19 protein-coding genes and 2 pseudogenes are annotated in these 19,446 nt (G+C 65.7%); 13 read left to right on the plus strand and 8 right to left on the minus strand.

What is annotated here, in order from left to right:
- The 3 genes from M3I56_RS15545 to M3I56_RS15555 form a co-directional block, all read left to right on the plus strand.
- A partial coding sequence (locus M3I56_RS15545) for an acetyl-CoA C-acetyltransferase (RefSeq protein WP_254354742.1) occupies window positions 1–997 on the plus strand: 997 nt, incomplete at its 5' end.
- A 258-nt stretch (window positions 998–1,255) separates the two neighbouring features.
- The gene (gene phbB / locus M3I56_RS15550; RefSeq protein WP_254354743.1) at window positions 1,256–1,999 is read left to right on the plus strand and encodes an acetoacetyl-CoA reductase; all 744 of its coding nucleotides are present in this window, start codon (window positions 1,256–1,258) and stop codon (window positions 1,997–1,999) included.
- Window positions 2,000–2,229: 230 nt separating this feature from the next.
- Window positions 2,230–2,985 (plus strand): IclR family transcriptional regulator, encoded by a 756-nt coding sequence (locus tag M3I56_RS15555; RefSeq protein ID WP_254354744.1) that lies wholly within the window; start codon window positions 2,230–2,232, stop codon window positions 2,983–2,985.
- A 12-nt stretch (window positions 2,986–2,997) separates the two neighbouring features.
- On the opposite strand, the gene M3I56_RS15560 is transcribed toward M3I56_RS15555, so the two are convergent.
- The gene (locus tag M3I56_RS15560) at window positions 2,998–3,366 is read right to left on the minus strand and encodes a hypothetical protein (RefSeq protein WP_375541732.1); all 369 of its coding nucleotides are present in this window, start codon (window positions 3,364–3,366) and stop codon (window positions 2,998–3,000) included.
- A gap of 57 nt (window positions 3,367–3,423) precedes the next feature.
- On the opposite strand from M3I56_RS15560, the pseudogene M3I56_RS15565 reads away from it, so the two are divergent.
- The 5 genes and pseudogenes from M3I56_RS15565 to M3I56_RS15585 all read left to right on the plus strand — a co-directional run bounded on the left by M3I56_RS15565 (window position 3,424) and on the right by M3I56_RS15585 (window position 8,101).
- A pseudogene (locus M3I56_RS15565) lies at window positions 3,424–4,274 on the plus strand (fumarylacetoacetate hydrolase family protein).
- Window positions 4,275–4,347: 73 nt separating this feature from the next.
- Window positions 4,348–5,922, plus strand: coding sequence for a bifunctional 3-(3-hydroxy-phenyl)propionate/3-hydroxycinnamic acid hydroxylase (locus M3I56_RS15570; protein WP_254354745.1), 1,575 nt, complete (start codon window positions 4,348–4,350; stop codon window positions 5,920–5,922).
- On the plus strand, window positions 5,885–6,922 hold the full coding sequence (locus M3I56_RS15575) for an MFS transporter (protein ID WP_309249160.1): 1,038 nt from the start codon (window positions 5,885–5,887) through the stop codon (window positions 6,920–6,922). The genes M3I56_RS15570 and M3I56_RS15575 overlap by 38 nt, the downstream gene beginning before the upstream one ends.
- A 330-nt stretch (window positions 6,923–7,252) precedes the next feature.
- A complete protein-coding gene (locus M3I56_RS15580; protein ID WP_254354746.1) occupies window positions 7,253–7,831 on the plus strand; it encodes a hypothetical protein in 579 nt (192 codons plus the stop codon).
- Between the two features lie 33 nt (window positions 7,832–7,864).
- Window positions 7,865–8,101: a hypothetical protein gene (locus M3I56_RS15585; protein WP_254354747.1), complete on the plus strand. Its 237-nt coding sequence runs from the start codon at window positions 7,865–7,867 to the stop codon at window positions 8,099–8,101.
- A 39-nt stretch (window positions 8,102–8,140) separates the two neighbouring features.
- Here M3I56_RS15585 and M3I56_RS15590 read toward each other — a convergent pair whose 3' ends face one another.
- The 4 genes from M3I56_RS15590 to M3I56_RS15605 form a co-directional block, all read right to left on the minus strand.
- The gene (locus M3I56_RS15590) at window positions 8,141–8,929 is read right to left on the minus strand and encodes an ABC transporter substrate-binding protein (protein WP_254354748.1); all 789 of its coding nucleotides are present in this window, start codon (window positions 8,927–8,929) and stop codon (window positions 8,141–8,143) included.
- Between the two features lie 57 nt (window positions 8,930–8,986).
- Entirely contained in the window at window positions 8,987–10,141 is a 1,155-nt protein-coding gene (locus M3I56_RS15595) for a methionine aminotransferase (protein WP_254354749.1), read from the minus strand.
- A 158-nt stretch (window positions 10,142–10,299) separates the two neighbouring features.
- On the minus strand, window positions 10,300–11,178 hold the full coding sequence (locus M3I56_RS15600; protein ID WP_028206849.1) for a LysR substrate-binding domain-containing protein: 879 nt from the start codon (window positions 11,176–11,178) through the stop codon (window positions 10,300–10,302).
- Window positions 11,179–11,253: 75 nt separating this feature from the next.
- A complete protein-coding gene (locus M3I56_RS15605) occupies window positions 11,254–11,484 on the minus strand; it encodes a hypothetical protein (protein WP_254354750.1) in 231 nt (76 codons plus the stop codon).
- A 3-nt stretch (window positions 11,485–11,487) separates the two neighbouring features.
- On the opposite strand from M3I56_RS15605, the gene M3I56_RS15610 reads away from it, so the two are divergent.
- The gene (locus tag M3I56_RS15610; RefSeq protein ID WP_254354751.1) at window positions 11,488–11,991 is read left to right on the plus strand and encodes a LysR substrate-binding domain-containing protein; all 504 of its coding nucleotides are present in this window, start codon (window positions 11,488–11,490) and stop codon (window positions 11,989–11,991) included.
- A gap of 111 nt (window positions 11,992–12,102) precedes the next feature.
- Window positions 12,103–12,477, plus strand: coding sequence for a hypothetical protein (locus tag M3I56_RS15615; protein ID WP_254354752.1), 375 nt, complete (start codon window positions 12,103–12,105; stop codon window positions 12,475–12,477).
- A gap of 56 nt (window positions 12,478–12,533) precedes the next feature.
- Here the strand turns inward: M3I56_RS15615 and M3I56_RS15620 are convergent.
- A pseudogene (locus M3I56_RS15620) lies at window positions 12,534–13,237 on the minus strand (LysR family transcriptional regulator).
- 120 nt (window positions 13,238–13,357) lie between these two features.
- On the opposite strand from M3I56_RS15620, the gene M3I56_RS15625 reads away from it, so the two are divergent.
- From M3I56_RS15625 to M3I56_RS15635, 3 genes are all read left to right on the plus strand, one after another.
- Window positions 13,358–13,879, plus strand: a complete 522-nt coding sequence (locus M3I56_RS15625; protein WP_254354753.1) for an SRPBCC domain-containing protein — start codon at window positions 13,358–13,360, stop codon at window positions 13,877–13,879.
- Window positions 13,876–14,889 carry an NAD(P)-dependent alcohol dehydrogenase gene (locus tag M3I56_RS15630; RefSeq protein WP_254354754.1) on the plus strand — a complete coding sequence of 338 codons (1,014 nt, stop codon included), beginning with the start codon at window positions 13,876–13,878 and terminating at the stop codon, window positions 14,887–14,889. Before M3I56_RS15625 ends, M3I56_RS15630 begins: the two co-directional genes overlap by 4 nt.
- A gap of 224 nt (window positions 14,890–15,113) precedes the next feature.
- The gene (locus M3I56_RS15635) at window positions 15,114–15,425 is read left to right on the plus strand and encodes a high-potential iron-sulfur protein (protein WP_028206842.1); all 312 of its coding nucleotides are present in this window, start codon (window positions 15,114–15,116) and stop codon (window positions 15,423–15,425) included.
- Window positions 15,426–15,735: 310 nt separating this feature from the next.
- Here the strand turns inward: M3I56_RS15635 and M3I56_RS15640 are convergent, their stop codons facing one another.
- On the minus strand, window positions 15,736–17,928 hold the full coding sequence (locus M3I56_RS15640) for a glycoside hydrolase family 28 protein (protein WP_254354755.1): 2,193 nt from the start codon (window positions 17,926–17,928) through the stop codon (window positions 15,736–15,738).
- 411 nt (window positions 17,929–18,339) lie between these two features.
- Complete coding sequence (locus tag M3I56_RS41380) at window positions 18,340–18,768, minus strand: helix-turn-helix transcriptional regulator (protein WP_309249161.1); 429 nt, start codon at window positions 18,766–18,768, stop codon at window positions 18,340–18,342.
- Window positions 18,769–19,446 lie beyond the last annotated feature (678 nt).

Consider the following 19,446-nt stretch of genomic DNA (forward strand, 5'->3'; position numbering starts at 1 on the left):
CCAGAACGTGGCGCGCCAGGCATCGATCAAGGCGGGCCTGCCCACGGCCGTTCCCGCCATGACGATCAACAAGGTGTGCGGCTCGGGCCTGAAGGCGGTGATGCTCGCGGCCAACGCGATCATCGCGGGCGATTCGGACATCGTCGTGGCCGGCGGCCAGGAGAACATGAGCGCCGCGCCGCACGTGCTGCCGGGCTCGCGCGACGGTTTCCGCATGGGTGATGCGAAGCTCATCGACAGCATGATCGTGGACGGCCTGTGGGACGTGTACAACCAGTACCACATGGGCGTGACGGCGGAAAACGTCGCGAAGGAATACGGCATCACGCGCGAGGAGCAGGACGCGTTTGCGGCGCTCTCGCAGAACAAGGCGGAAGCCGCGCAGAAGGCCGGCCGCTTCGACGCGGAAATCGTGCCGGTGGCGATTCCGCAGCGCAAGGGCGAGCCGCTGCAGTTCGCGACCGACGAATTCGTGCGCCACGGCGTGACGGCGGAGTCGCTCGCGGGCCTGAAGCCCGCGTTCAACAAGGAAGGCACGGTGACGGCGGCGAACGCGTCGGGCCTCAACGACGGCGCAGCCGCGGTCGTGGTGATGTCCGCGAAGAAGGCCGAGGCGCTGGGCCTCACGCCGCTCGCGCGCATCAAGGCGTACGCCAGCGGCGGCGTGGACCCGAAGGTGATGGGCATGGGTCCGGTGCCGGCTTCGAAGCGTGCGCTGGAGCGCGCGGGCTGGTCGGTGAACGACCTCGATCTCATGGAGATCAACGAGGCGTTCGCGGCGCAGGCGCTGGCCGTGAACAAGCAGATGGGCTGGGACACGTCGAAGATCAACGTGAACGGCGGGGCGATTGCGATCGGACACCCGATCGGCGCATCGGGCTGCCGGATTCTCGTGACGCTGTTGCACGAAATGCAGCGTCGCGATGCCAAGCGCGGTCTGGCCTCGCTGTGCATCGGCGGCGGCATGGGCGTGGCGCTCGCGCTCGAGCGCGCTTGATCCTGCTTGACCCCGCTTTCGAAGCGGGAAGCAGCGTAGTAACCACGTAGCAAGCGGCTCGTCGCGCGAGAAGCAGCGGCGAGCCGCCAGTAGCAGCAACCACGCGCAATACTAGAAATTGATCAGAAGCCGCGCGGCATTCGCCTTGTCTTCGTCCTGGGTGGAAGGATGAAGCCGGGCAACAGTGTATGTGGCGCCTGCACGCATAACGCGTAACGCCACGGTTTTAGTGATGCTCAACTCTCGCGGACATATAGGATGACTAATCGTATTGCATTGGTGACAGGTGGTATGGGCGGCCTTGGAGAGGCCATCAGCGTGAAACTGCATGATGCGGGTTATCGCGTTGTGGTGACGCACTCGCCCGACAACGCTGGCGCGAAGGACTGGCTGGCGCGCATGAAGGAGACCGACCGCGAATTCCACGCGTACGGCATGGACGTGGCCGACTACGATTCGTGCCAGCGCGGCGCGCAGAAGATCCAGAGCGAGATCGGCCCTGTCGATATTCTCGTGAACAACGCGGGCATCACGCGCGACATGACGTTCCGCAAGCTCGACAAGGTCAATTGGGACGCCGTGCTGCGCACGAATCTCGACTCGATCTTCAATATCTCGAAGCCGCTGTGCGACAGCATGGTCGAGCGCGCGTGGGGCCGCATCATCAACATTTCGTCGGTGAACGGTTCGAAGGGCTCGGTCGGCCAGACCAACTACGCCGCGGCGAAGGCCGGCATGCACGGCTTCACGAAGTCGCTCGCGCTGGAAGTGGCCCGCAAGGGCGTGACCGTGAACACCATTTCGCCGGGCTATCTCGCCACGAAAATGGTGACCGCCATTCCTCAGGACATTCTCGACACGAAGATCCTGCCGCAGATCCCGATGGGCCGCCTCGGCCACCCGGGCGAAGTCGCGGCGCTCGTGCTGTTCCTGTGTTCGGACGAAGCGGGCTTCGTGACGGGCGCAAATATTCCTATCAACGGTGGCCAGCATATGCAGTAAAGCTATGCAAAACATGCATCGCGAATGAATGATGTCAGGCGAATTTCGCCAAGGCGATGCGCGGTGCATGTGGCACCGGTAATCCGTACCGACCGCCGCATTGCAGGGGACGCGTAAAGCGTGCCCTGCAATGCGGCGGTTTTGCATGGTGCCGCCAGGTTTGCGGGGCACGATCGTGGTGAGGCGTGCCGCTATAATTGGCCACCCCACGCGTGACCGGAGACCGGCCTTTGTCGAGCATTGCGAAACTGCTGTCCATCCTCGAACTCTTTTCCGAGGCGCGGCCTTTTCTTTCCGCCGAACAAGTGGCGGCCGAACTGCAATGCTCGGTGCCGACCGCTTACCGCTATCTGCGTGAACTCGTCGATACCGGCATGCTGCTGCGCTTCGTGGGCGGCGAATACGGCCTCGGCCCACGCATCATCACGCTCGACTACCATCTGCGCATTTCCGATCCGCTGTTAAAAGCGGGGCAGCCGGTCATGCGCGAACTGGCGGAGCAATCGGGCTTCGACGCGGTCATGTCGCGCTGGTACGGCAATGAACTCGTCGATACGCACCGGGAATCGCACGACGCCGTATTCGACCTGCGCTATGGACGCGGCCGTCCGCGTCCGCTCTTTCTTGGCGCCGCGCCCAAGGCGATCCTTTCGACGTTTCCCAAGGCGAAGCTCGCCGCGTTGTTCGAGCAGTATCCCGAGGACATCGCGGCCAGCGGACTCGGCGGCTCGCTCGAAGAATTCCGCGCGAGCCTGCTCAAGATCCGCCGCGCGGGCTTCTATCTCTCGAAGGGCGAACTCGAAGCGGGCATGTCCGCCGTCGCTTCGCCGCTGTTCACCGACGCATCGGGCGAAGCCGTGGCCGCGCTCGCGCTCGTCGTGCCGGAGCAGCGCCTCGCATTCTTCAACCTCGAGCGCGTGGTCGAGGCCGTGAAGGAAGCCGCCGCGCGCATTTCCACGCGCGTGCGTGCATTGATCGAGTCATAAAGCGGCGCGGCGTCACGCTACGCCCATGCGCACCGCCATCTCCCTCTCCCACACCGCGCGTGGCCGGAAGCCCGGCAACGTGCTCGCATGGCGTTCGACCTCGGCCAGCAACGCGTCGTCGGGCAGCGTGAAGTCCACGGCGACGCGCATGGGCTGATCCACGTACCACGGCGTGTCGATGAAGATCTCCAGCCGGTTGCCCTCCGGGTCGCGCGCGTAGAACGAAATCGCATTGCCGTGCGTGACCGGAACGATCTCCTCCATCCCTTCCTCCACGAAGCGCCGGTGAAAGTGCTTGAGCGTGGCGAGACTGTCCGCCTCCAGTGAAATCTGGTTGTGTATCGCGATTTTCGTAGTGTATTCGCAAAATACGATAAACATGGCAAACAATGCGCATCTCGCTTCTAGAGAAAACTCACTTTTTATCATCTGAGCATCATGAAACTCGCCAGCTTTTCCACCCATGAAGGTTCGTCGTTCGGCGTCGTGCGCGACGACGTGGTGTTCGACCTCAAGAAGCGCCTTGGCAGCCGTTATGCCGACCTCAAGTCGCTGATCGCAGCCGCAGCGTTCGCCGAAGCGGACCGCGCCGCGAGCGAAGGCAAGGGCGACTATCCGCTCGCCGAAGTCACGCTCGAGCCCGTCATTGCGAATCCGCAGCAGATCTTCTGCGTGGGCCTGAACTACGCGGAGCACGTGAAGGAGACCAACCGCGAGACCACCGAGCAGCCCGTGATCTTCATGCGCCTGCCGCCCTCCCAGGTGGGCGCCGGCGAGCCGATGCTGCGTCCGCGCGAGTCCACGCAGTTCGACTATGAAGGCGAGATCGCCGTGATCATCGGCGAGGGCGGTCGGCGCATCGCCGAGGCCGACGCATGGCGTCATATCGCGGGCTACAGCTGCTACAACGACGGCTCGGTGCGCGACTGGCAGCGCCACACGGGCCAATGGGGGCCGGGCAAGAACTTCTACCGCACGGGCGCGTTTGGGCCGTGGATGGTCACGAGCGACGAGATCGAGCCGAACGCGCTGATGACGCTCGTCACGCGTCTGAACGGCCGGGAAGTGCAGCGCGCGACACGGAAATGCCGATTCACGGCATTGCGAAGCAGATCGCGTATCTCTCCACCTTCACGCCGCTTTTCCCCGGCGACGTGATCGTGACCGGCACGCCTGGTGGCGTGGGCGCGAAGCGCAATCCGCCGCTTTTCATGAAGCATGGCGACGTGGTGGAAGTCGAGGTGGATCGCATCGGCACGCTCAGGAATTCCGTCGCGGACGAAGCGTAAGCCGCAGGACGCTGCCCGCACGCTGCGGGCAGCGCAGTCATCCACGCAGTTAGCTATGGATCAGGTGAATGGGATGAAGGATGTCGCAAACAATTCGGATTGCAGATCAAATCCGGATCCCGAGTATGACGTCGCGATCATTGGCTTCGGGCCGACGGGCGCGACGCTCGCCAATCTGCTCACGCTGCGTGGCCCGAAAGTCGTGGTATTCGAGCGCGACAAGGACGTGTTCCAGCTGCCGCGCGCCGTGCACTTCGACGGCGAATGCATGCGCGTGTTCCAGGCTGCCGGGATTGCGCAAACGCTGCTGCCCAATCTCTTCGTCGGCCCCGGCATGAAGTTCGTGAACGGGCGCGGCGAGCTGATGATCGACTGGACCCGGCCCGGCGGCATCGGCCCGCAAGGCTGGTGCGCGAGCTACAAGTTTCATCAGCCGGATCTCGAACGGGCGTTGCGCGCGCAACTATTCGCGCGCGGCGGAGCCGACGTGCACTTGCGTCACGAGGTGTTCGCGCTCGACGAACGCGACGACCACGTGCGCATTCGCTTCGAGGACACGGCGCAAGGACGCGTTGCCCACACCACGGCGCGCTACGTGGTGGGTTGCGACGGCGCGCGCTCGACCGTGCGCCGCTTCATCGGCGCCGAGCTGGCCGATCTGAAATCGCACGAGCGCTGGGTCGTGGTGGACGTGCTGCTGGAAGGCGAGCGTGCCGATCTTGGCGACTACTCGATCCAGTACTGCGACCCCGCGCGGCCGATCACGTACACGCGCGGGCCGCACAACCGCCGCCGCTGGGAAATCATGGTGATGCCTGGCGACGACGAGCGCCGCATCGGCACACCGGAATGGATCTGGGAGCGGCTCGCACGATGGATCACGCCCGAGCACGCGCAACTCGAACGCTCGGCGATCTACACGTTCCATTCGGTGGTCGCGCAGGGCTGGCGGCGCGGCAGGCTGCTGATCGCGGGCGATGCCGCGCACCAGACGCCGCCGTTCATGGGGCAGGGCATGGCCGCGGGCATACGCGACGCCTCGAACCTCGCATGGAAGCTCGCCGACGTGATCAATGGCGCGCTGCCCGACGCGCTGCTCGACACCTACGAGAGCGAGCGCGAGCCGCACGTGCGCACGTTCATCGAAACGGCGGTGCAGCTTGGTGGCGTGATCCAGGCCACCGACAGCGACGCCGTTGCCGCGCGCGACCGCGAGATGACGGCGGCGATTCGCGAGTTTCGCACGCCCCAGCCGCGTCTGGGCCCGGGCTGGCACGCTGGTGCGGCGGGCGGCGATTTCGGGCCGCAACCCGTGTTCGAAGACGGTTCGCGCCTCGATGACGCCGTGGGCTATCGCTTCGCGCTGATCGTCGACGAAACGCTCGCGCAACACGCGCAGGACGCGCTGACGAACGCCGCACAACGCGAGCGCGTGGCGATCGTGCCGGCCACACGCCAGCCGCTGCGCGCCTGGCTCGCGGACGCCGGCGCGCGCGCCGTGCTGCTGCGGCCAGACCGCTACGTCGGCGGCGTGGCGCACGATGCGGGCGAACTCGAAGCGCTGCTCGAACGCGCAGGCGTTGCGCGTGCGTTGCAGCGGCGCGAGGCGCTTGACCCAGCGCCCGGGCGGCTCGCTGGAGTTCTATGATTTCGTGATCTACGGCTTCTTCGCGCATTCGATCGCCGCGCAAATCTTTCCGGCGAGCGATTCGCTCGTGAGCATGCTGCTCACGTTTTCGGTGCTCGCCATCGGCTATATCATCCGGCCGCTCGGCGGCATCGTGCTCAGCAGCCTTGGCGACCGCATCGGGCGGCGCCCCGTGTTCGTAGGCTCGATCGTCGTCGTGACGCTCGCGACGATCTGCATTGGCCTGTTGCCCAATTACGCGCGTTGGGGCATTGCCGCGCCCGTCGCGCTGATCGGCCTGCGCGTGCTGCAAGGCTTTTGCGTGGGCGGCGAAATGCCCGGCGCGATCACCTACGCGGTGGAAGCGGCGCCGCGCCGCGCGGGCCTCGCGGCCGGCGTGATCGTCTGCGCGATCAACACGGGCGTGATGCTCGCGACGATCGTCAATCTCGTCGTGCAGTCCGCGCTGCCCCCCGCCGACGCCGCGAGCTATGGCTGGCGCATTGCGTTCCTCGTGGGCGGCCTGTGCGGGATCGTTTCGTATCTGCTGCGCCGCAATCTCGATGAGTCGCCCGAATTCCGGCAAATGCAGGGCGCCGTGGTGAAGCAGCCGTTTCGGGAAACGCTGCGCCACCATCGCGGCGCGGTGGTGGGCGGCGCGTTTTCGATCGCGGTGATGGCGGGCTTCAACGGCGTGCTCTACGGCCACATGCCCGCGTATCTGATCGAGACGCTGAAATACGCGCCGCGCGAGGCGGCACTCGCCCAGAACGCGTATCTGCTCGTGAGTTCGGCGGGGCTGCTCGCGGCGGCCTGGGCTGGCGACTTCGTGCCGCGCCGATTCTTGCTGCGTGTGTCGTGCGTGCCGCTCGCCGCGCTCGCCTGGCCGTTCTATACCGCGCTAGCGACGCACAGCGTGAACGTGGTCGTGCTATTCGTGCTCGCCGCTGGTCTTCTCGCTCGCCAGCGGCACGTGGGCCGCCGTCCTCGCCGACCTCTTGCCGGTGCAGGTGCGCTTTAGCGGCATCGCGCTCGCCTACAACGTTTCGGTGGTCGTGTTCAGCCTGTCGCGCCGCGAAGCGCTCGCGCACGCACTCGCGAATGCGCTGCTGGATCATGCGCCGGCGCGCCGTGTCCATCGCGGCGTAGCGCTCGAGTTGCGGGCGCGCGAAGCGCAGCGTGGCGTGGCGGCGCAGCGCGCATCGGGCGTTCCAGCCCCGCCTGGGCACGCCCGATGCGCTAGCCGGCGGGCGAACGCACGAATCGCGTGTGTGCAGCGCAAGGCGCCTGGCACGACGCGTGCGCGCTCGCACAGGAACTTCCACTCATCGAAGCCTGCAAGGAGAGCGCTATGTCCATGATCGTTGCAAGCCGCTTCACGACCCTGCACGAAGCGGAAGTGGCCGTCGACGAGCTGTGTTCGAACGGCTTCGTCGGCGAGGATGTCGCCTCGTTCTTCGTGAACCCGAGCGGCCAGCACGCACGGTATCCGGTGGGCGGCGACGAGTTCGTCGACCCGGGCGCGCGCGGCACGTCGGTCGGCGCGGCCACTGGGGCGGCGGTAGGCGCGGTGATCGGCCTGGTGCTCGGCGTACTGATCTCGTACGTCGTGTTCCGCTCGCTGGTGGTGCTGGCGGTAGCCGCCGGCGTCGGCGCGTATGTGGGCACGCTCGCGGGCGCGCTATGGCAGACGAGGGGCGGCGGCAAGGCGCGCCAGCCCGACATCGGCCACGAGCCCGACGGCACGCCGAAGGCACGCGAGTCCGGCGTGCTGGTGGCCGTGCACGTGAGCCCGGGCACGCAGCACACGGCGGCGCAGGTCCTGGGCGCGGCGGGCGGGATGGAGATCGAGTGCGCCGACGGACGCTGGCAGCAAGGTCATTGGGCCGACTTCGACCCGACCCGCAGCATCGAGCCGCTGCGGGAATGAGAGGCAGCGCGTTGCGCTGACAAGGAGGCAACCATGAAGCATCGCGAGACCCCGGACGACGACGGCACGAACGTCAAGCGTCCGCAGCACGAAAGCAGCGAGCCGCTCGCGCGGCGTCACCCGCATGAGCCGCGCTCGGTGGGCCGCCAGGGACATAGCGACATGGAAAGCGGGCAGGAGGACACGGACCGCTGGGGCGCCGATGCGCACGAGGAGCGCACGAAGAACGACGTCCACGTGAACCGCAATTCGCGCGAGGGGCGGCGCTGAGTTTGCGCATGCCATGCCCCCGCCCCCGCGCGCGGCGTATTACTTGGGCGAAACGTCGATGTCGCCGAAGTATTTGTGCGCCAGCGAGGTGACCGTGCCGTCGGACTCGATCTTCGCGATGGCCGCGTTCAGGCGTTCGCGCAAGGCCGTATCGCCCTTGCGGATGCCGAACGCCACGCCGCTGCCCAGAATCTTGTCGTCGCGCACGGCATCGCCCACGAACGCGAAACCCTTGCCGTCGGGCTGCGAAAGAAAGCCCTTCTGGCCCGCGGGCGCGAGCACGAGCGTCGCATCGAGACGGCCCGCGCCGAGGTCCGCGTAAATCTGGTTCTGGTCCTGGTAGGGTACGACGGTCACGCCGGCCGGCTCCCAGTGCACCTTGGCGTAGGTTTCCTGAATCGAGGACTGCAGCACGCCGACACGTTTGCCCTTGAGCGACGCGGCGGTCGCCACGAGCCCGCTGTCGCTGCGCGCGATCAGGCGGCTCGGTACGCGATAGATCACCGTGGTGAAGTCGATGGCTTCGCGGCGCTTTTCGGTGGCGTTCATCGCCGAGTTGATGGCGTCGAACTTGCGGCCCTGAAGCGCAGGAATCAGGCCGTCGAATGACGTTTCGACCCATTTGCAGGTCATGGCCGCCTTCGCGCACACGGCATTGCCGATGTCGATATCGAAGCCTTGCAGCGTGCCGTCCGACGCTTTGGTTTCGAACGGCGGATACTGCGCCTCGACGCCGAAGCGCAGCAGGTTCGCATCGGCGAATGCCGGTGCCGGGCCGAGTACGCCGTACACGCATGCCAGCGCGAGGAGCGCGTTGAGTCGCTTCATGGTGATCTCCTTGCCTGCCAGTTCCTGGCAGTTCCGTTGTGTTTCGAATCCGGTGCGCTAGATCGCGCAAAGGCGGCGCGCGCCTTCGAGCAATGTTTCGTCATCCTTGGCAAAGCTGAGGCGGATGATGCCTTCGTCGGTGCCATCGGTGTAGAACGCCGAGAGCGGAATCGTCGCCACGCGCGCGTCGCGGATGAGCCGCAGCACGAAGTCGCTGTCGCGCTCGTCGGAGAAAGACCGGAAGCGTGCGAGCATGAAAAAGCTGCCTTCGCTTGGCAGCAGTTCGAATCGCGAGGCTTCCAGCGCGCGCGCGAGCAGGTCGCGCTTGTGCTGGTAGAAGGACGCGAGTCCCAGATAGCTCTGCGGCTCGGCAAGCGCCTGCGCGAACGCATACTGCATGGGAGTGTCGGCGGAAAAGACCGCGAACTGGTGGACCTTGCGGATCTCGTCCATCAGCGCGGCGGGGGCGAGGCAATAGCCCACGCGCCAGCCCGTGACGTGATACGACTTGCCGAACGACGAGACGATCACGCTGCGCTCGGCAAGCTCGCGATAGCGCGCCATGCTCCGGTGCGGCGCGCCGTCGAACACCACGTGCTCGTACACTTCGTCGGAGAGAATCACGATGTCGGTGTTGCGCGTGAGCGCCGCGAGCCGCGCGATGTCGTCCTCGCCGAATATCGTGGCCGTGGGATTGTGCGGCGTGTTCACGATGATCATGCGCGTGCGCGGCGTGATGGCCGCGCTCACCGCGTCCCAGTCCACCCGAAAATGCGGCTGCGCGAGCTTGATCGCCACGGGCTGCGCGCCCTGCAGGCGCACGATGGGCGCATAGCTGTCGAACGCGGGCTCGAAATAGATCACTTCGTCGCCGGGATGCACGAGCGCGCTGATCGTCGAGTACAGGCCTTCGCTCGCGCTCGCGAGCACGGTCACTTCGCTCGACGGGTCGTAGTGCGCGCCATGGAGCGTCTCGAACTTCGCGGCGAGCGCTTCGCGCAGGTCGCCGAGGCCCGCCATGGGCGCGTACTGGTTGTGGCCCGCGCGCATGGCGGCGGCCACGTCATCCACGAGTTTCGCGTCCGGGTCGAAATTCGGCGCGCCTTGCGAGAGGTTCAGCGCCTGATGCTCGGCGGCGAGCTGGCCGATTACCGTGAAAATCGTCGTGCCTACATCGGGCAGCTTCGAGCGGGCCTGCGCGGCGCTCTGCATGGTCGGTCTCCCTTCGGGCGGCGCGCGGCCGCATGGTGTGACAAATGCGAGGTTGCCGGAAGATCGGGCCTTGCGCGAAGCGCCCCATTACGCCGAAAGAGCGACCCGCGTGCAATCGATTAATTCTCATGGCCGCCATGCGCTGCCCTCATGGTGCGCTACGGCGTCGAGCGGTCCTGGCCGATCCAGTCGCTGAACAGCTGCACCTTCTGCTGCTGGGCCACGCACTCGGGATACACGAAATAGTAGCGCGAGCCCGTGGGCACGGCGAGGTCGAAGGGCATGACGAGGCGCCGTGTCTCGACATCCTCGCGTACGAGCGTGCGGTCGGTAATGGCGATGCCAAAGCCCTGCATGGCGGCAGTGGCCGCGAGATCGAGCGATTCGAACGTGGGACCGAGATCGGCATCGACCTGTTTCGCGCCCGCGCGCGCGAGCCACAAGCGCCAGTCGGCGTGGTCGCGCGTCGGGTGCAGCAGGGTCTGATGGGCGAGGTCGTCGGGCGTGACGAGCGCTCGGCGCGAGAGCACTTCCGGCGTGCAGACGGGCGTGAGGTATTCGTCGAAGAGCGGCACCGCGTGCACGTCGGCGCCGGGCGACGAGCCGTAAATGATCGCCGCGTCGAAAGGCTCCGCCTGGAAGTCGACTTCGTGTCCCCACGTGGTCGTGATCTGGATCTGCAGGTCGGGGTGCTCGTTCTGGAAGCGCATGATGCGCGGCAGCATCCAGCGCATCACGCAGGTCGGGACCTTGAGCGCAAGCTCGGTGCGCTGGCGCGTGAGGCGCTGAGAGGCTTCCTCGATGCGCCCGAAGCCGTCGCGCACGGCGGGCAGCAATTGCTCGCCCTCGGCGGTGAGCGTGAGACCTTTGGACGAGCGGCGAAAGAGCGGCAGGCCGTAGTACTGCTCGAGCGCGAGGATTTGCCGGCTGACTGCACCTTGTGTGAGGCAAAGGTGCTCGGCCGCGCGCGTAAAGCTGCCGTAGCGGGCGACCGTTTCGAAAATCTGCAGGGCGTTGAGCGGGGGAAGGCGTCTCATGGCGGTCGTTGGGCGGCCGGGCGAGTGCGCGCAGCCGGCGGGAATCGAGCCGCTATGATACGACGGCCGCCCACTTCAATCGTCCGCGCCGCCTGCGCTTTGCGCCGTGCTTGCCGCGCGTGCCGCGTCGATCGTGGCGTGCGCGCCGAACAGGGCGGGTATACCGGGCTCGGAGAGGTCGGCGCTCGAGCGTGGCGGCATCGGCAGCTTCCAGATGACGTCCCAGGCCGTCGCGCTTTCTTCCTGGGTGTATTTCGATTCGTTGCGCCCGCAACCGGATGGCGGTTTCGCCCCTGCGGATCGCATCGCATGCCACCGATCACGACGCCGCCGAGCGGCCGCACGACGAAGCCGATCGCGAACGTGGCAAGCGTGACTTGCGCGCGCAAACTTCTGCGCACGCTCAAGCAGGGCGTCACACACGCGCGGCGGGTGGCGCTCGGGCAGGTAGGCAAGCTGCATGTGGCGCTCACGAGTTCTGCCGCGTTTCATCCGCTCGCGCCGGCCGTGATCCGCGCGTATCGCGACGCGCATCCCGACATCGCCATCGAGCTCAGCGAGATCAACGCGGCCGAGATCATCGAGATGATGATGAAGGGGCACGTCGATGTGGCGATCCTGCGCAAGCCGATTGAGACGCCCGCTGAGCTGTGCTTCGAGCGCATCGCCCAGGAGCACATGCTGCTCGTGCTGCCGGTGGGCCACCGGCTGGCGGGGACGCGCTACCAGCAGGAGAGCGTGCGCAATCCGGCGGTGGAGCGGTTCCGCGAAACCGTGTTTGCGTTTGCGGAGCGTTCGCGCGAGGACCGCTGAAGGCGCGCAAATATTTTCGTGCGGCCCCTTTCGGATTGCTCCGACCTGCCGTTAACCCGTATGCCTCGATACGGGCGCCGGGCGCAATCACAAGAGCAAAACGAATAGAAAGTGGCAACGAGAATCATCGAAGGAGCGGCAGTGCGGGCAGCCGCCGGGCGCCTGCTCATCAAGCTGCGCGAGCACAAGGCGCGGCTCATGCTGCTGGCCGTCGCGGCGGGCTGTGTCGTCGCGTTCGCGTCATGGCTGGACGACCAACTGCGGCCCGCGCTCGAAGCGCGCGAGCGCAACGAACTGAGCGAGGAAGTGGCCGAGGAGATGCGCGCGACCGTTGCGCCCTGCGTGCCCAGCGCGGGGCACACCCGTACCTCGTGGTGCGGCGCCGTAAGGACTGCGCCGCCACCGCCGCGGCCCGTCACGCCGCTTCCTCTCTTCGCGGGTGCGCCCGCGGCGTTCTGCACGGCCAATGGCAGCCCGTCCTGCTGATGGCTTTTTGCGCGTTGCCGTTCACTGCGAAGTGCTGATGCGTGAGACGTGACACGTCACCCCGGCGCCTCGCCCGCCAATCCCTCACACGTCTCGAACAACAACGCCCGAGCCCAGTGATGCCCTGGCGAGCGATGCGTGCGCTCGTGCCACGCGAGCGTCTTGGTGAACCCCGGTATCGCGAGCGGCGGCTCGACCACGGCGAGCCCCTGCGCGTCCTTCACGAGCCGTGACGGCACGACCGCAATCAGATCGCTCGTCAGCGCTCGTCGAACAGGCGGCGCGCATGCAGGTCGGCGGGCGTGGTCTCCGGCGTGATCAGGGCCAGATCCACGTCGCCGCTTTCCAGTTGCGCCTGCAGGCGCTCGTGCTGCACCGGCACGATCGCGGCGCGCACGCCGGGCGCCGTTTCCCGCAGTCGCGCGAGATACGGCACGACGACTGCGCGCAGCGCGTAGTCGGTCGAAGCGAGAGTTAGCGTCATCTCGGCCTCGGCCGGCGCGAAGGCCTGCGGCTGCAGCATCCGTTCGATCTCGCTGAGCACCTGCTTGAGCGACGCAGCCAGTTGCAGCGCGCGCTCGGTGGGCACGATGCCACGTTGCGAGCGCACGAACAGCGGATCGCCGAAACTGTCACGCAGACGCGTCAGCATCGCGCTCACGGCCGGCTGCGTGAGCCACAGACGCTGCGCTGCGCGGCGCGCGTGACGTTGCGTTCGTCGAGCAGGGCGTCGAGCGCGCGCAAGGTTCAGATCGAGCATTCTGATATCAACACGGTTTATGACGGAGATAATGATCCGCGATTGGATTTATTTCAGCATAGCCCGCATGATTTCTCGTGTCGACCGCACCTAAACCGACAGCATCGAAAGGTAACGAACATGAACGAGATTTTCTGGCCCGAAGACTACCTGCCCGGCACGACCGACAACTTCTGTTCCAACGAAGTGATCGTGGCGGGCCTTTCCACGGCCGACGTCTGGCCGCTGCTGAACAACGCGACCGTGTGGCCGAGCTATTACAGCAATTCCGCGGATGTCGGCTTCCACGACGGCCTGGGCCCCGAACTGAGCGCGGGCGTGCGTTTTCACTTCAAGACCTTCGGCTTTCCGGTGCAGGCCAAAGTGACCGAGCACGAGCCGCCGGCCGCGGGCCAGCCCGCACGTGTGGCGTGGCACGGCTGGGCCGAGGGAGACGCAGAAACGCGCCTGGACGTGATTCACGCGTGGCTCATCGAAGACCTTTCCGGCGGCCGCGTGCGCGTGCTCACGCAGGAATCGCAGAAGGGCAAACCGGCTGTGACGCTGGCGAAAACGCGCCCGAGTCCGATGATCAACGGGCACCAGGACTGGCTCGACGGCCTGATCGCCGCCGCGCGCAACGCGAAGGGAGCGCGGCGATGAAGGCCGCCGTGGTGCGTGCGCCGGGCGGGCTCGACCGCATCGAGCTGTGCGATATCGCCGAGCCCGGCGCGCCCGGCGCCGGCGAGATCCGCGTGGAGCTTCACGCCACGTCGCTCAATTTTCACGACCTGCTCGTGGCCAATGGCGCGATCCCCACGGCGGATGGACGCGTGCTGATGTCCGATGGCGCGGGCGTGGTGTCGGCGGTCGGCGCGGGCGTGACGCAATTCAAGCGCGGCGACCACGTGGTGTCGTGCTTCTTCCCGCAATGGGCGGACGGTTTGCCGTGGCAGGCCGTGGGCAACTTCGCGCAGACGCCCGGCGACGGCGTGGACGGCTTCGCGACCTTGCACGCCGTGCGGCCCGCGAGCGCCTTCACGCTCGCGCCGCGCGGCTGGACCTACGCCGAGGCGGCGACGATCACGACGGCGGGGCTCACCGCATGGCGTGCGCTGGTGGCCGACGGCGGCCTCAAGGCCGGCGACACCGTGCTGACGCTCGGCACCGGCGGCGTGTCGATCGCGGCGTTGCAGATCGCGCGGATGATGGGCGCTTCGGTCATCGTCACGTCATCGTCGGACGAGAAGCTGGAGCATGCGAAAGCGCTGGGCGCCGACGAGGTGGTCAACTACCGGCAACACGAAAAGTGGGGCGCGCTCGTGCGCGACATGACGGGCGGCAAGGGCGTGGATCACGTGATCGAAGTCGGCGGCCCGGGCACGCTCGCCCAGTCGATCGACGCGGTGCGCGTGGGCGGCCACATCGCGCTGATCGGCGTGTTGACCGGACGCGAAGGCACCGTGCCGACCTCCGTGCTCATGGCGAAGCAGGCGCGCCTGCAGGGCTTGATCGTGGGCAGCCGGCGGCAGCAGCAAGACTACGTCGCGGCGCTCGACCAGGCTGGCATTCGCCCCGTGCTCGACCGTACGTTCGGGCTGGACGAGCTGGCCGATGCGTTCCGTCATCAGCAAGCCGGGGCGCATTTCGGCAAGGTCTGCGCGGCGTGGTGAAACCAATGCGGCGCCGTTGTGGCGCCGCGTTTGCGATCGCCGTGAAAATTGCCTGGCATAACGAAATAATTAAGGGCGCCATGCGAGGTGCTGCAATGTTTCCGTTCTTTACAACGGATCGCGAAGTGATATAAATAAATAGCACACGGAAAAAACACGAACGAATCGGCCACCTGATCAGCAACTACGAGAGCCGGGTACGTTCCATGCTCAGGAGCCCCACCATGCCGCTTTCCCGTCGTCGCTTCATGATCCTTGCCGCCTCCGTGGCTTCCACGGCGGCGCTTTCCAGCGAATCGCGCGCCGACGCGCCGGTGCTCTCCGAGAGCGACCCGACCGCCATGGCGCTCGGCTACAAAACCGACGCGAGCAAAGTCGACAAGACCAAGTTTCCGCGCTTCCAGGCGGGGCAGACCTGCGCGAACTGCCAGCTGTTTCAGGGCAAGCCGGGTGCGCCGAATGGCCCGTGCGCGACCTATGGCGGCAAGATCGTCGACGCCAAAGGCTGGTGCAATGCCTATGTGAAGAAAGCCTGAGCCATGCCCCGCGAGGGGTATGCTACAAGCCATCGAGCAATGAGTTTCGGGAGGCACCATGAAGGCGGTGTGCCCGCTGCACGGACCCACGACCATCGTCGGGACGAACGCGTACGGGTTTCCGGTGTATGCATGTTGCCGCGACGACATTCCCTTTGTCATGCCCCCGGACGCCTGTACGCGTGAGCCGGTGAAGTCCGGAGATGAACCGGCGCCGAAGCGCCGGCAACCTCCGGCAGACAAGGAACCACGCTGACGAACCGATCGCCGCGCACATGGACGCGGTTGCCCGCGTCCATGTGCGTCGGCATCAGGTCGCCGGTGCGGTCAGCGACGTGTTGTACGTGGTGCCCGCGATCACCACATTGGTCAGCGTAATACCGCTCACGTTGCTCGCGAAGACCGGCCCCGGCGCGGCCGTCGCCGACGTCGAAGGCGTGGTCGGAACCGCGCCCGTGCACACCGGGTTGCCGAGGTTGCAGTTCGAGATCGTGACGCCGCTGATCGGACTCACGGTCGGCACCGGTAGCGGACCGTTGTAATCGACCGCTTCGGGGCCCTGCATGACGAGCGCCTGGAAGCACGAGTTCGACCCGGCGACGAAGCCCGAAGGCATCGAGTAGGACACCGCGCCCGACACGTTGCTCGCGTTCACGTTGGTGATGTTGATGTTGCGGATCACCGACGGACTCCAGCGCACCGCGTCGCCGGACGGGCTGTAATCGCAGTCGAACGTGATCAGGCCGCCCTGGCCCGTCGACGGGTTCGTTGCGAGACCGGTCGTGCCCGTGCCCGTGATCTTGCTAATCGCCGCGCCCAGCGAGCCGCCGCCGTATTTCCCCGCGAGGTTCACGCCGTTGGCGAGCGTCACGCCGTTGATCCAGACGTTGTTGATGAACCCGCCGCGATTCATGTTGCTCTTGAACCGCAGCGCGATATTGAGCGGATTGCTTGCCCAGTTCTCGTTTTGCATCATCAGGTTGCGGGCGTAGACGTTGCGCACGCCCGCGCTCATTTCGCTGCCGATCGTCAGACCGCCGTGGCCGCTTTGCATCGTGCAGTTCTGCACGACGATGTTCTGCATCGGACCGTACTCGGTATCGAGATACTTGCCGGACTTGATCGCGATGCAGTCGTCGCCGGTGTTGAACTGAACGTTTTGCACCAGCACGTGATTGCACGCGTCCGGATCGAAGCCGTCGTTGTTCGGTCCGATGCTGTCGGCAAACACGCCGTCGATCACCACGTTCGTGCAATCGGTCGGATGGTGCTGCCAGAACGGCGTGTTCTGGGTGTGGTAGTTCTGCAGATACACGTTGGTGCAGCCGATGAACTCGATCATGCACGGACGCAGAAAATGACCGTTGCCGAAAACGCGGTTCTCGATGGGCACGCGCAGCTCGGAGAGCGCGGGCAGATAGTTCTGGTCCTGGTTCCAGCCCGTGCCCGTGAGCAGGGTCATCAGCGAAGTCGTGACGCCGTACTGATTCGTGAAGGAAGCGTTCGCCTGCGGGTTCTGGATCTGGCCAGCGGGGAGGCTCGTTAGCGCGACGTTGTTCGGATTCACATAGGCTTGTGACGGCGTTGAAGAACCTGCGCAGCCGTATGTGTTGCTGCTTCCCTTGTAGGTCCACCAGCACGAGGTGGGCGCCTGGGTGCTCAGTTGCATCGGCGTCATCGCCTGACCGTTCAGCACGCAGGTATTGTCATCGGCGGTCACGGCAATGTTGGTCTGGCGGAATGCATAAATCGGCGAGCCGAAATTCAGGCAGTCGTTCGCCTGCCAGCGCGTGTGGTACAGATTGCCGTTCGCCGTCTTGTACGGGCCGTTTTTCGCATAGTCGGCGGGATTCGGGCTGAAATAGATCGTGCAGCCTGATTCCAGGTGGAGGTTCACATGGCTCAGCAGCACGATCGGACCGCCGCAGTACCAGTTACCGGCCGGCACCATCACGCGTCCGCCACCGGCACGGCTCGCGTCGACAATCGCCGTATTGATCGCGGTGCATGAGTCGTACTGCGTGCCCGTGTAGTCGCACGGCACCATCACGCCCGAGCCCGGGCTTTGCAGGTCGCTGGTCGGATGCGCGGTCTGTTCGGTGCCGCCCGTCACCCATGGAATCTTGCCGCCCGGCCAGGCGGTCGACGTAATCAGCGCGGAGGCGGGGAGTATGCGTGCACCGTAGCTCGTCACGTGAAAATCGGCGCGGGAAAACAGCGAGCGATCGACGTGGGCAAGCCTCCTGATGATCGCCGTGGCCTGGCCCTCCGGGCCCCAGATCGGATCGCCCGCGGCGTGCCCGGGCGGCTGCGGAATCTTTCCTCCGAATGTGGCAGGCGTGGGAAACATGGAGTCGGCTGCTGCCGCTGCGCGGCTGGCGGCGAGGAGGCTTGCGCCTGCGGACGCGCCGGCAAAGGCCATGAACGCGCGCCGTTTGGGCGAGGCGGGCGCATGGTTGCGGGCTTCGGTGGGTAGGGGATCGTCCTGGTCATGGGTTGCCATTTGATTCGTTCTCCTATGTTGTCTCGCGGGATTGTTTTGCTGCAGGGATGACGGCCGGACTTCGGCGGCGATTGGGCCGCGTGGCGACGCTAATGCGAACAGGAGAGGCACGGTTACAGCGACGAGATCGAACAGGAGCGGCTGACTCGATCACATGGATATTGTTGTCAGACGACATCGAAATCGTCAATCAGATTTATCTAGGTGATGTACCTGGGTTTCTGGGATATGGCCCGTGGCTGTGCGTAGCTTACGCTATTGTAAATTTGTCAGACGAGTGGGGGTATTGTGTCGCCCGTGGGAACGATTCCCGCCGCCTCGACCATCAGGATCACTGTCTTCTCCGGCGCGCGCGGTCGATGCAGCAGGCCTTTACGCACGTCGATGATTTCGCCGAAGGCGTACAGGACGTCAAGGCGGGTCAGTCAGACCCATCCGGCGCCGAAAGACGCGCGTAAAGTGGCTTTGATCGGCGAAGCCGGCGGCCTCGGCAATCGCTGCGAGCGAGAGGCGTCCACGGGTCAATTCAGCGCATGCGAAATCGAGCCGAAGCTGGCGCACGTACTCCCCGACCGTACAGCCAAAGTGCTTGCGGAATTCACGCGCAAGGTGGTCGGCACAAACATGGTTGTGCGAAGCAATTTCATCCAGCGTCAACGTCTCGCGAAAGCGATCGTGCAGCATTGCTTCCACGCGAGCGAGCCAGCGGCGCGAACCGCCAGCCGTCGCCGTACGCGGGACGGTGCGCTCGCACGCGGCAAGCAGTTCGAGTACCAGCCCTTCGACTGCCAACGACGTAGCCGAGTCCTGCTCGCGGCATTCGCGGACCAGGCGGCGCATGAACGACAGCGGTGCGCCGCCTGCAAAGTCATCGGGACGATCGAGGACCCGGGTCCGGCCGCCAAGCTGCTGTGCCCACGAGGTCGAAAACTCGAGATGGAGTGCCTTGCCGCCGGCGCCATGCCAGGTATTGGCATGGGATACGCCCGCGGGAAAAAGTCAGCGCCATCGGCCCGTCTTCGCCGCGGCGGGCCGGCCAGGATCGGGTTCCGCAACCGTTCAGCACGAAACAGAAAAACGGATTGACATGCTCGTGCTGCGGGATGATCAGATCCGTTGCGAAATCGGTCTCCACGAGCGAGATGCCGTCATCCCTGTATCGCAGGGAGGTGGTGCCGAAGTAGTCGCCCGGTTCCAGTACCCTAAGCATGGGAGGGCTCCCAAAGAGACGTTGCAGCCGATATTAAACGCTTGTCTGGAACCGTTTGAAAGGCGGTCGTGCGCCGACCGCGCTGAGGCCGCGATTCGCGCCATGCGCGCGCAGACTGGCGGACACGGCTCCCTTTTGTATTTGCGTGTATCGACAGGGCGCGCTCGTACATGCGCATACAAAACCGCCGTTCCAGGAAACGAGCGAGACACATCCGCGCGTTCCAATACGCCTGCGGAACATCGGGCTATACGCCGGGTCGGGCAGCAAGGTTCATGTCATTCGTCGCGAGCGACGCGCGCGACGGC

The organism is Paraburkholderia sp. CNPSo 3281 (genome assembly GCF_024206515.1).
Classification (GTDB): domain Bacteria; phylum Pseudomonadota; class Gammaproteobacteria; order Burkholderiales; family Burkholderiaceae; genus Paraburkholderia; species Paraburkholderia nodosa.

Excerpts from the sequence above, each read along its gene's own strand:
- phbB (WP_254354743.1), top strand. The coding sequence starts at position 1,256 with ATGACTAATCGTATTGCATTGGTGACAGGTGGTATGGGCGGCCTTGGA.
- M3I56_RS15560 (WP_375541732.1), bottom strand. The coding sequence starts at position 3,366 with ATGTTTATCGTATTTTGCGAATACACTACGAAAATCGCGATACACAAC.
- M3I56_RS15570 (WP_254354745.1), top strand. The coding sequence starts at position 4,348 with ATGAAGGATGTCGCAAACAATTCGGATTGCAGATCAAATCCGGATCCC.
- M3I56_RS15580 (WP_254354746.1), top strand. The coding sequence starts at position 7,253 with ATGTCCATGATCGTTGCAAGCCGCTTCACGACCCTGCACGAAGCGGAA.
- M3I56_RS15585 (WP_254354747.1), top strand. The coding sequence starts at position 7,865 with ATGAAGCATCGCGAGACCCCGGACGACGACGGCACGAACGTCAAGCGT.
- M3I56_RS15590 (WP_254354748.1), bottom strand. The coding sequence starts at position 8,929 with ATGAAGCGACTCAACGCGCTCCTCGCGCTGGCATGCGTGTACGGCGTA.
- M3I56_RS15595 (WP_254354749.1), bottom strand. The coding sequence starts at position 10,141 with ATGCAGAGCGCCGCGCAGGCCCGCTCGAAGCTGCCCGATGTAGGCACG.
- M3I56_RS15600 (WP_028206849.1), bottom strand. The coding sequence starts at position 11,178 with ATGAGACGCCTTCCCCCGCTCAACGCCCTGCAGATTTTCGAAACGGTC.
- M3I56_RS15605 (WP_254354750.1), bottom strand. The coding sequence starts at position 11,484 with ATGCGATCCGCAGGGGCGAAACCGCCATCCGGTTGCGGGCGCAACGAA.
- M3I56_RS15610 (WP_254354751.1), top strand. The coding sequence starts at position 11,488 with ATGCCACCGATCACGACGCCGCCGAGCGGCCGCACGACGAAGCCGATC.
- M3I56_RS15625 (WP_254354753.1), top strand. The coding sequence starts at position 13,358 with ATGAACGAGATTTTCTGGCCCGAAGACTACCTGCCCGGCACGACCGAC.
- M3I56_RS15630 (WP_254354754.1), top strand. The coding sequence starts at position 13,876 with ATGAAGGCCGCCGTGGTGCGTGCGCCGGGCGGGCTCGACCGCATCGAG.
- M3I56_RS15635 (WP_028206842.1), top strand. The coding sequence starts at position 15,114 with ATGCCGCTTTCCCGTCGTCGCTTCATGATCCTTGCCGCCTCCGTGGCT.
- M3I56_RS15640 (WP_254354755.1), bottom strand. The coding sequence starts at position 17,928 with ATGGCAACCCATGACCAGGACGATCCCCTACCCACCGAAGCCCGCAAC.
- M3I56_RS41380 (WP_309249161.1), bottom strand. The coding sequence starts at position 18,768 with ATGCGCCGCCTGGTCCGCGAATGCCGCGAGCAGGACTCGGCTACGTCG.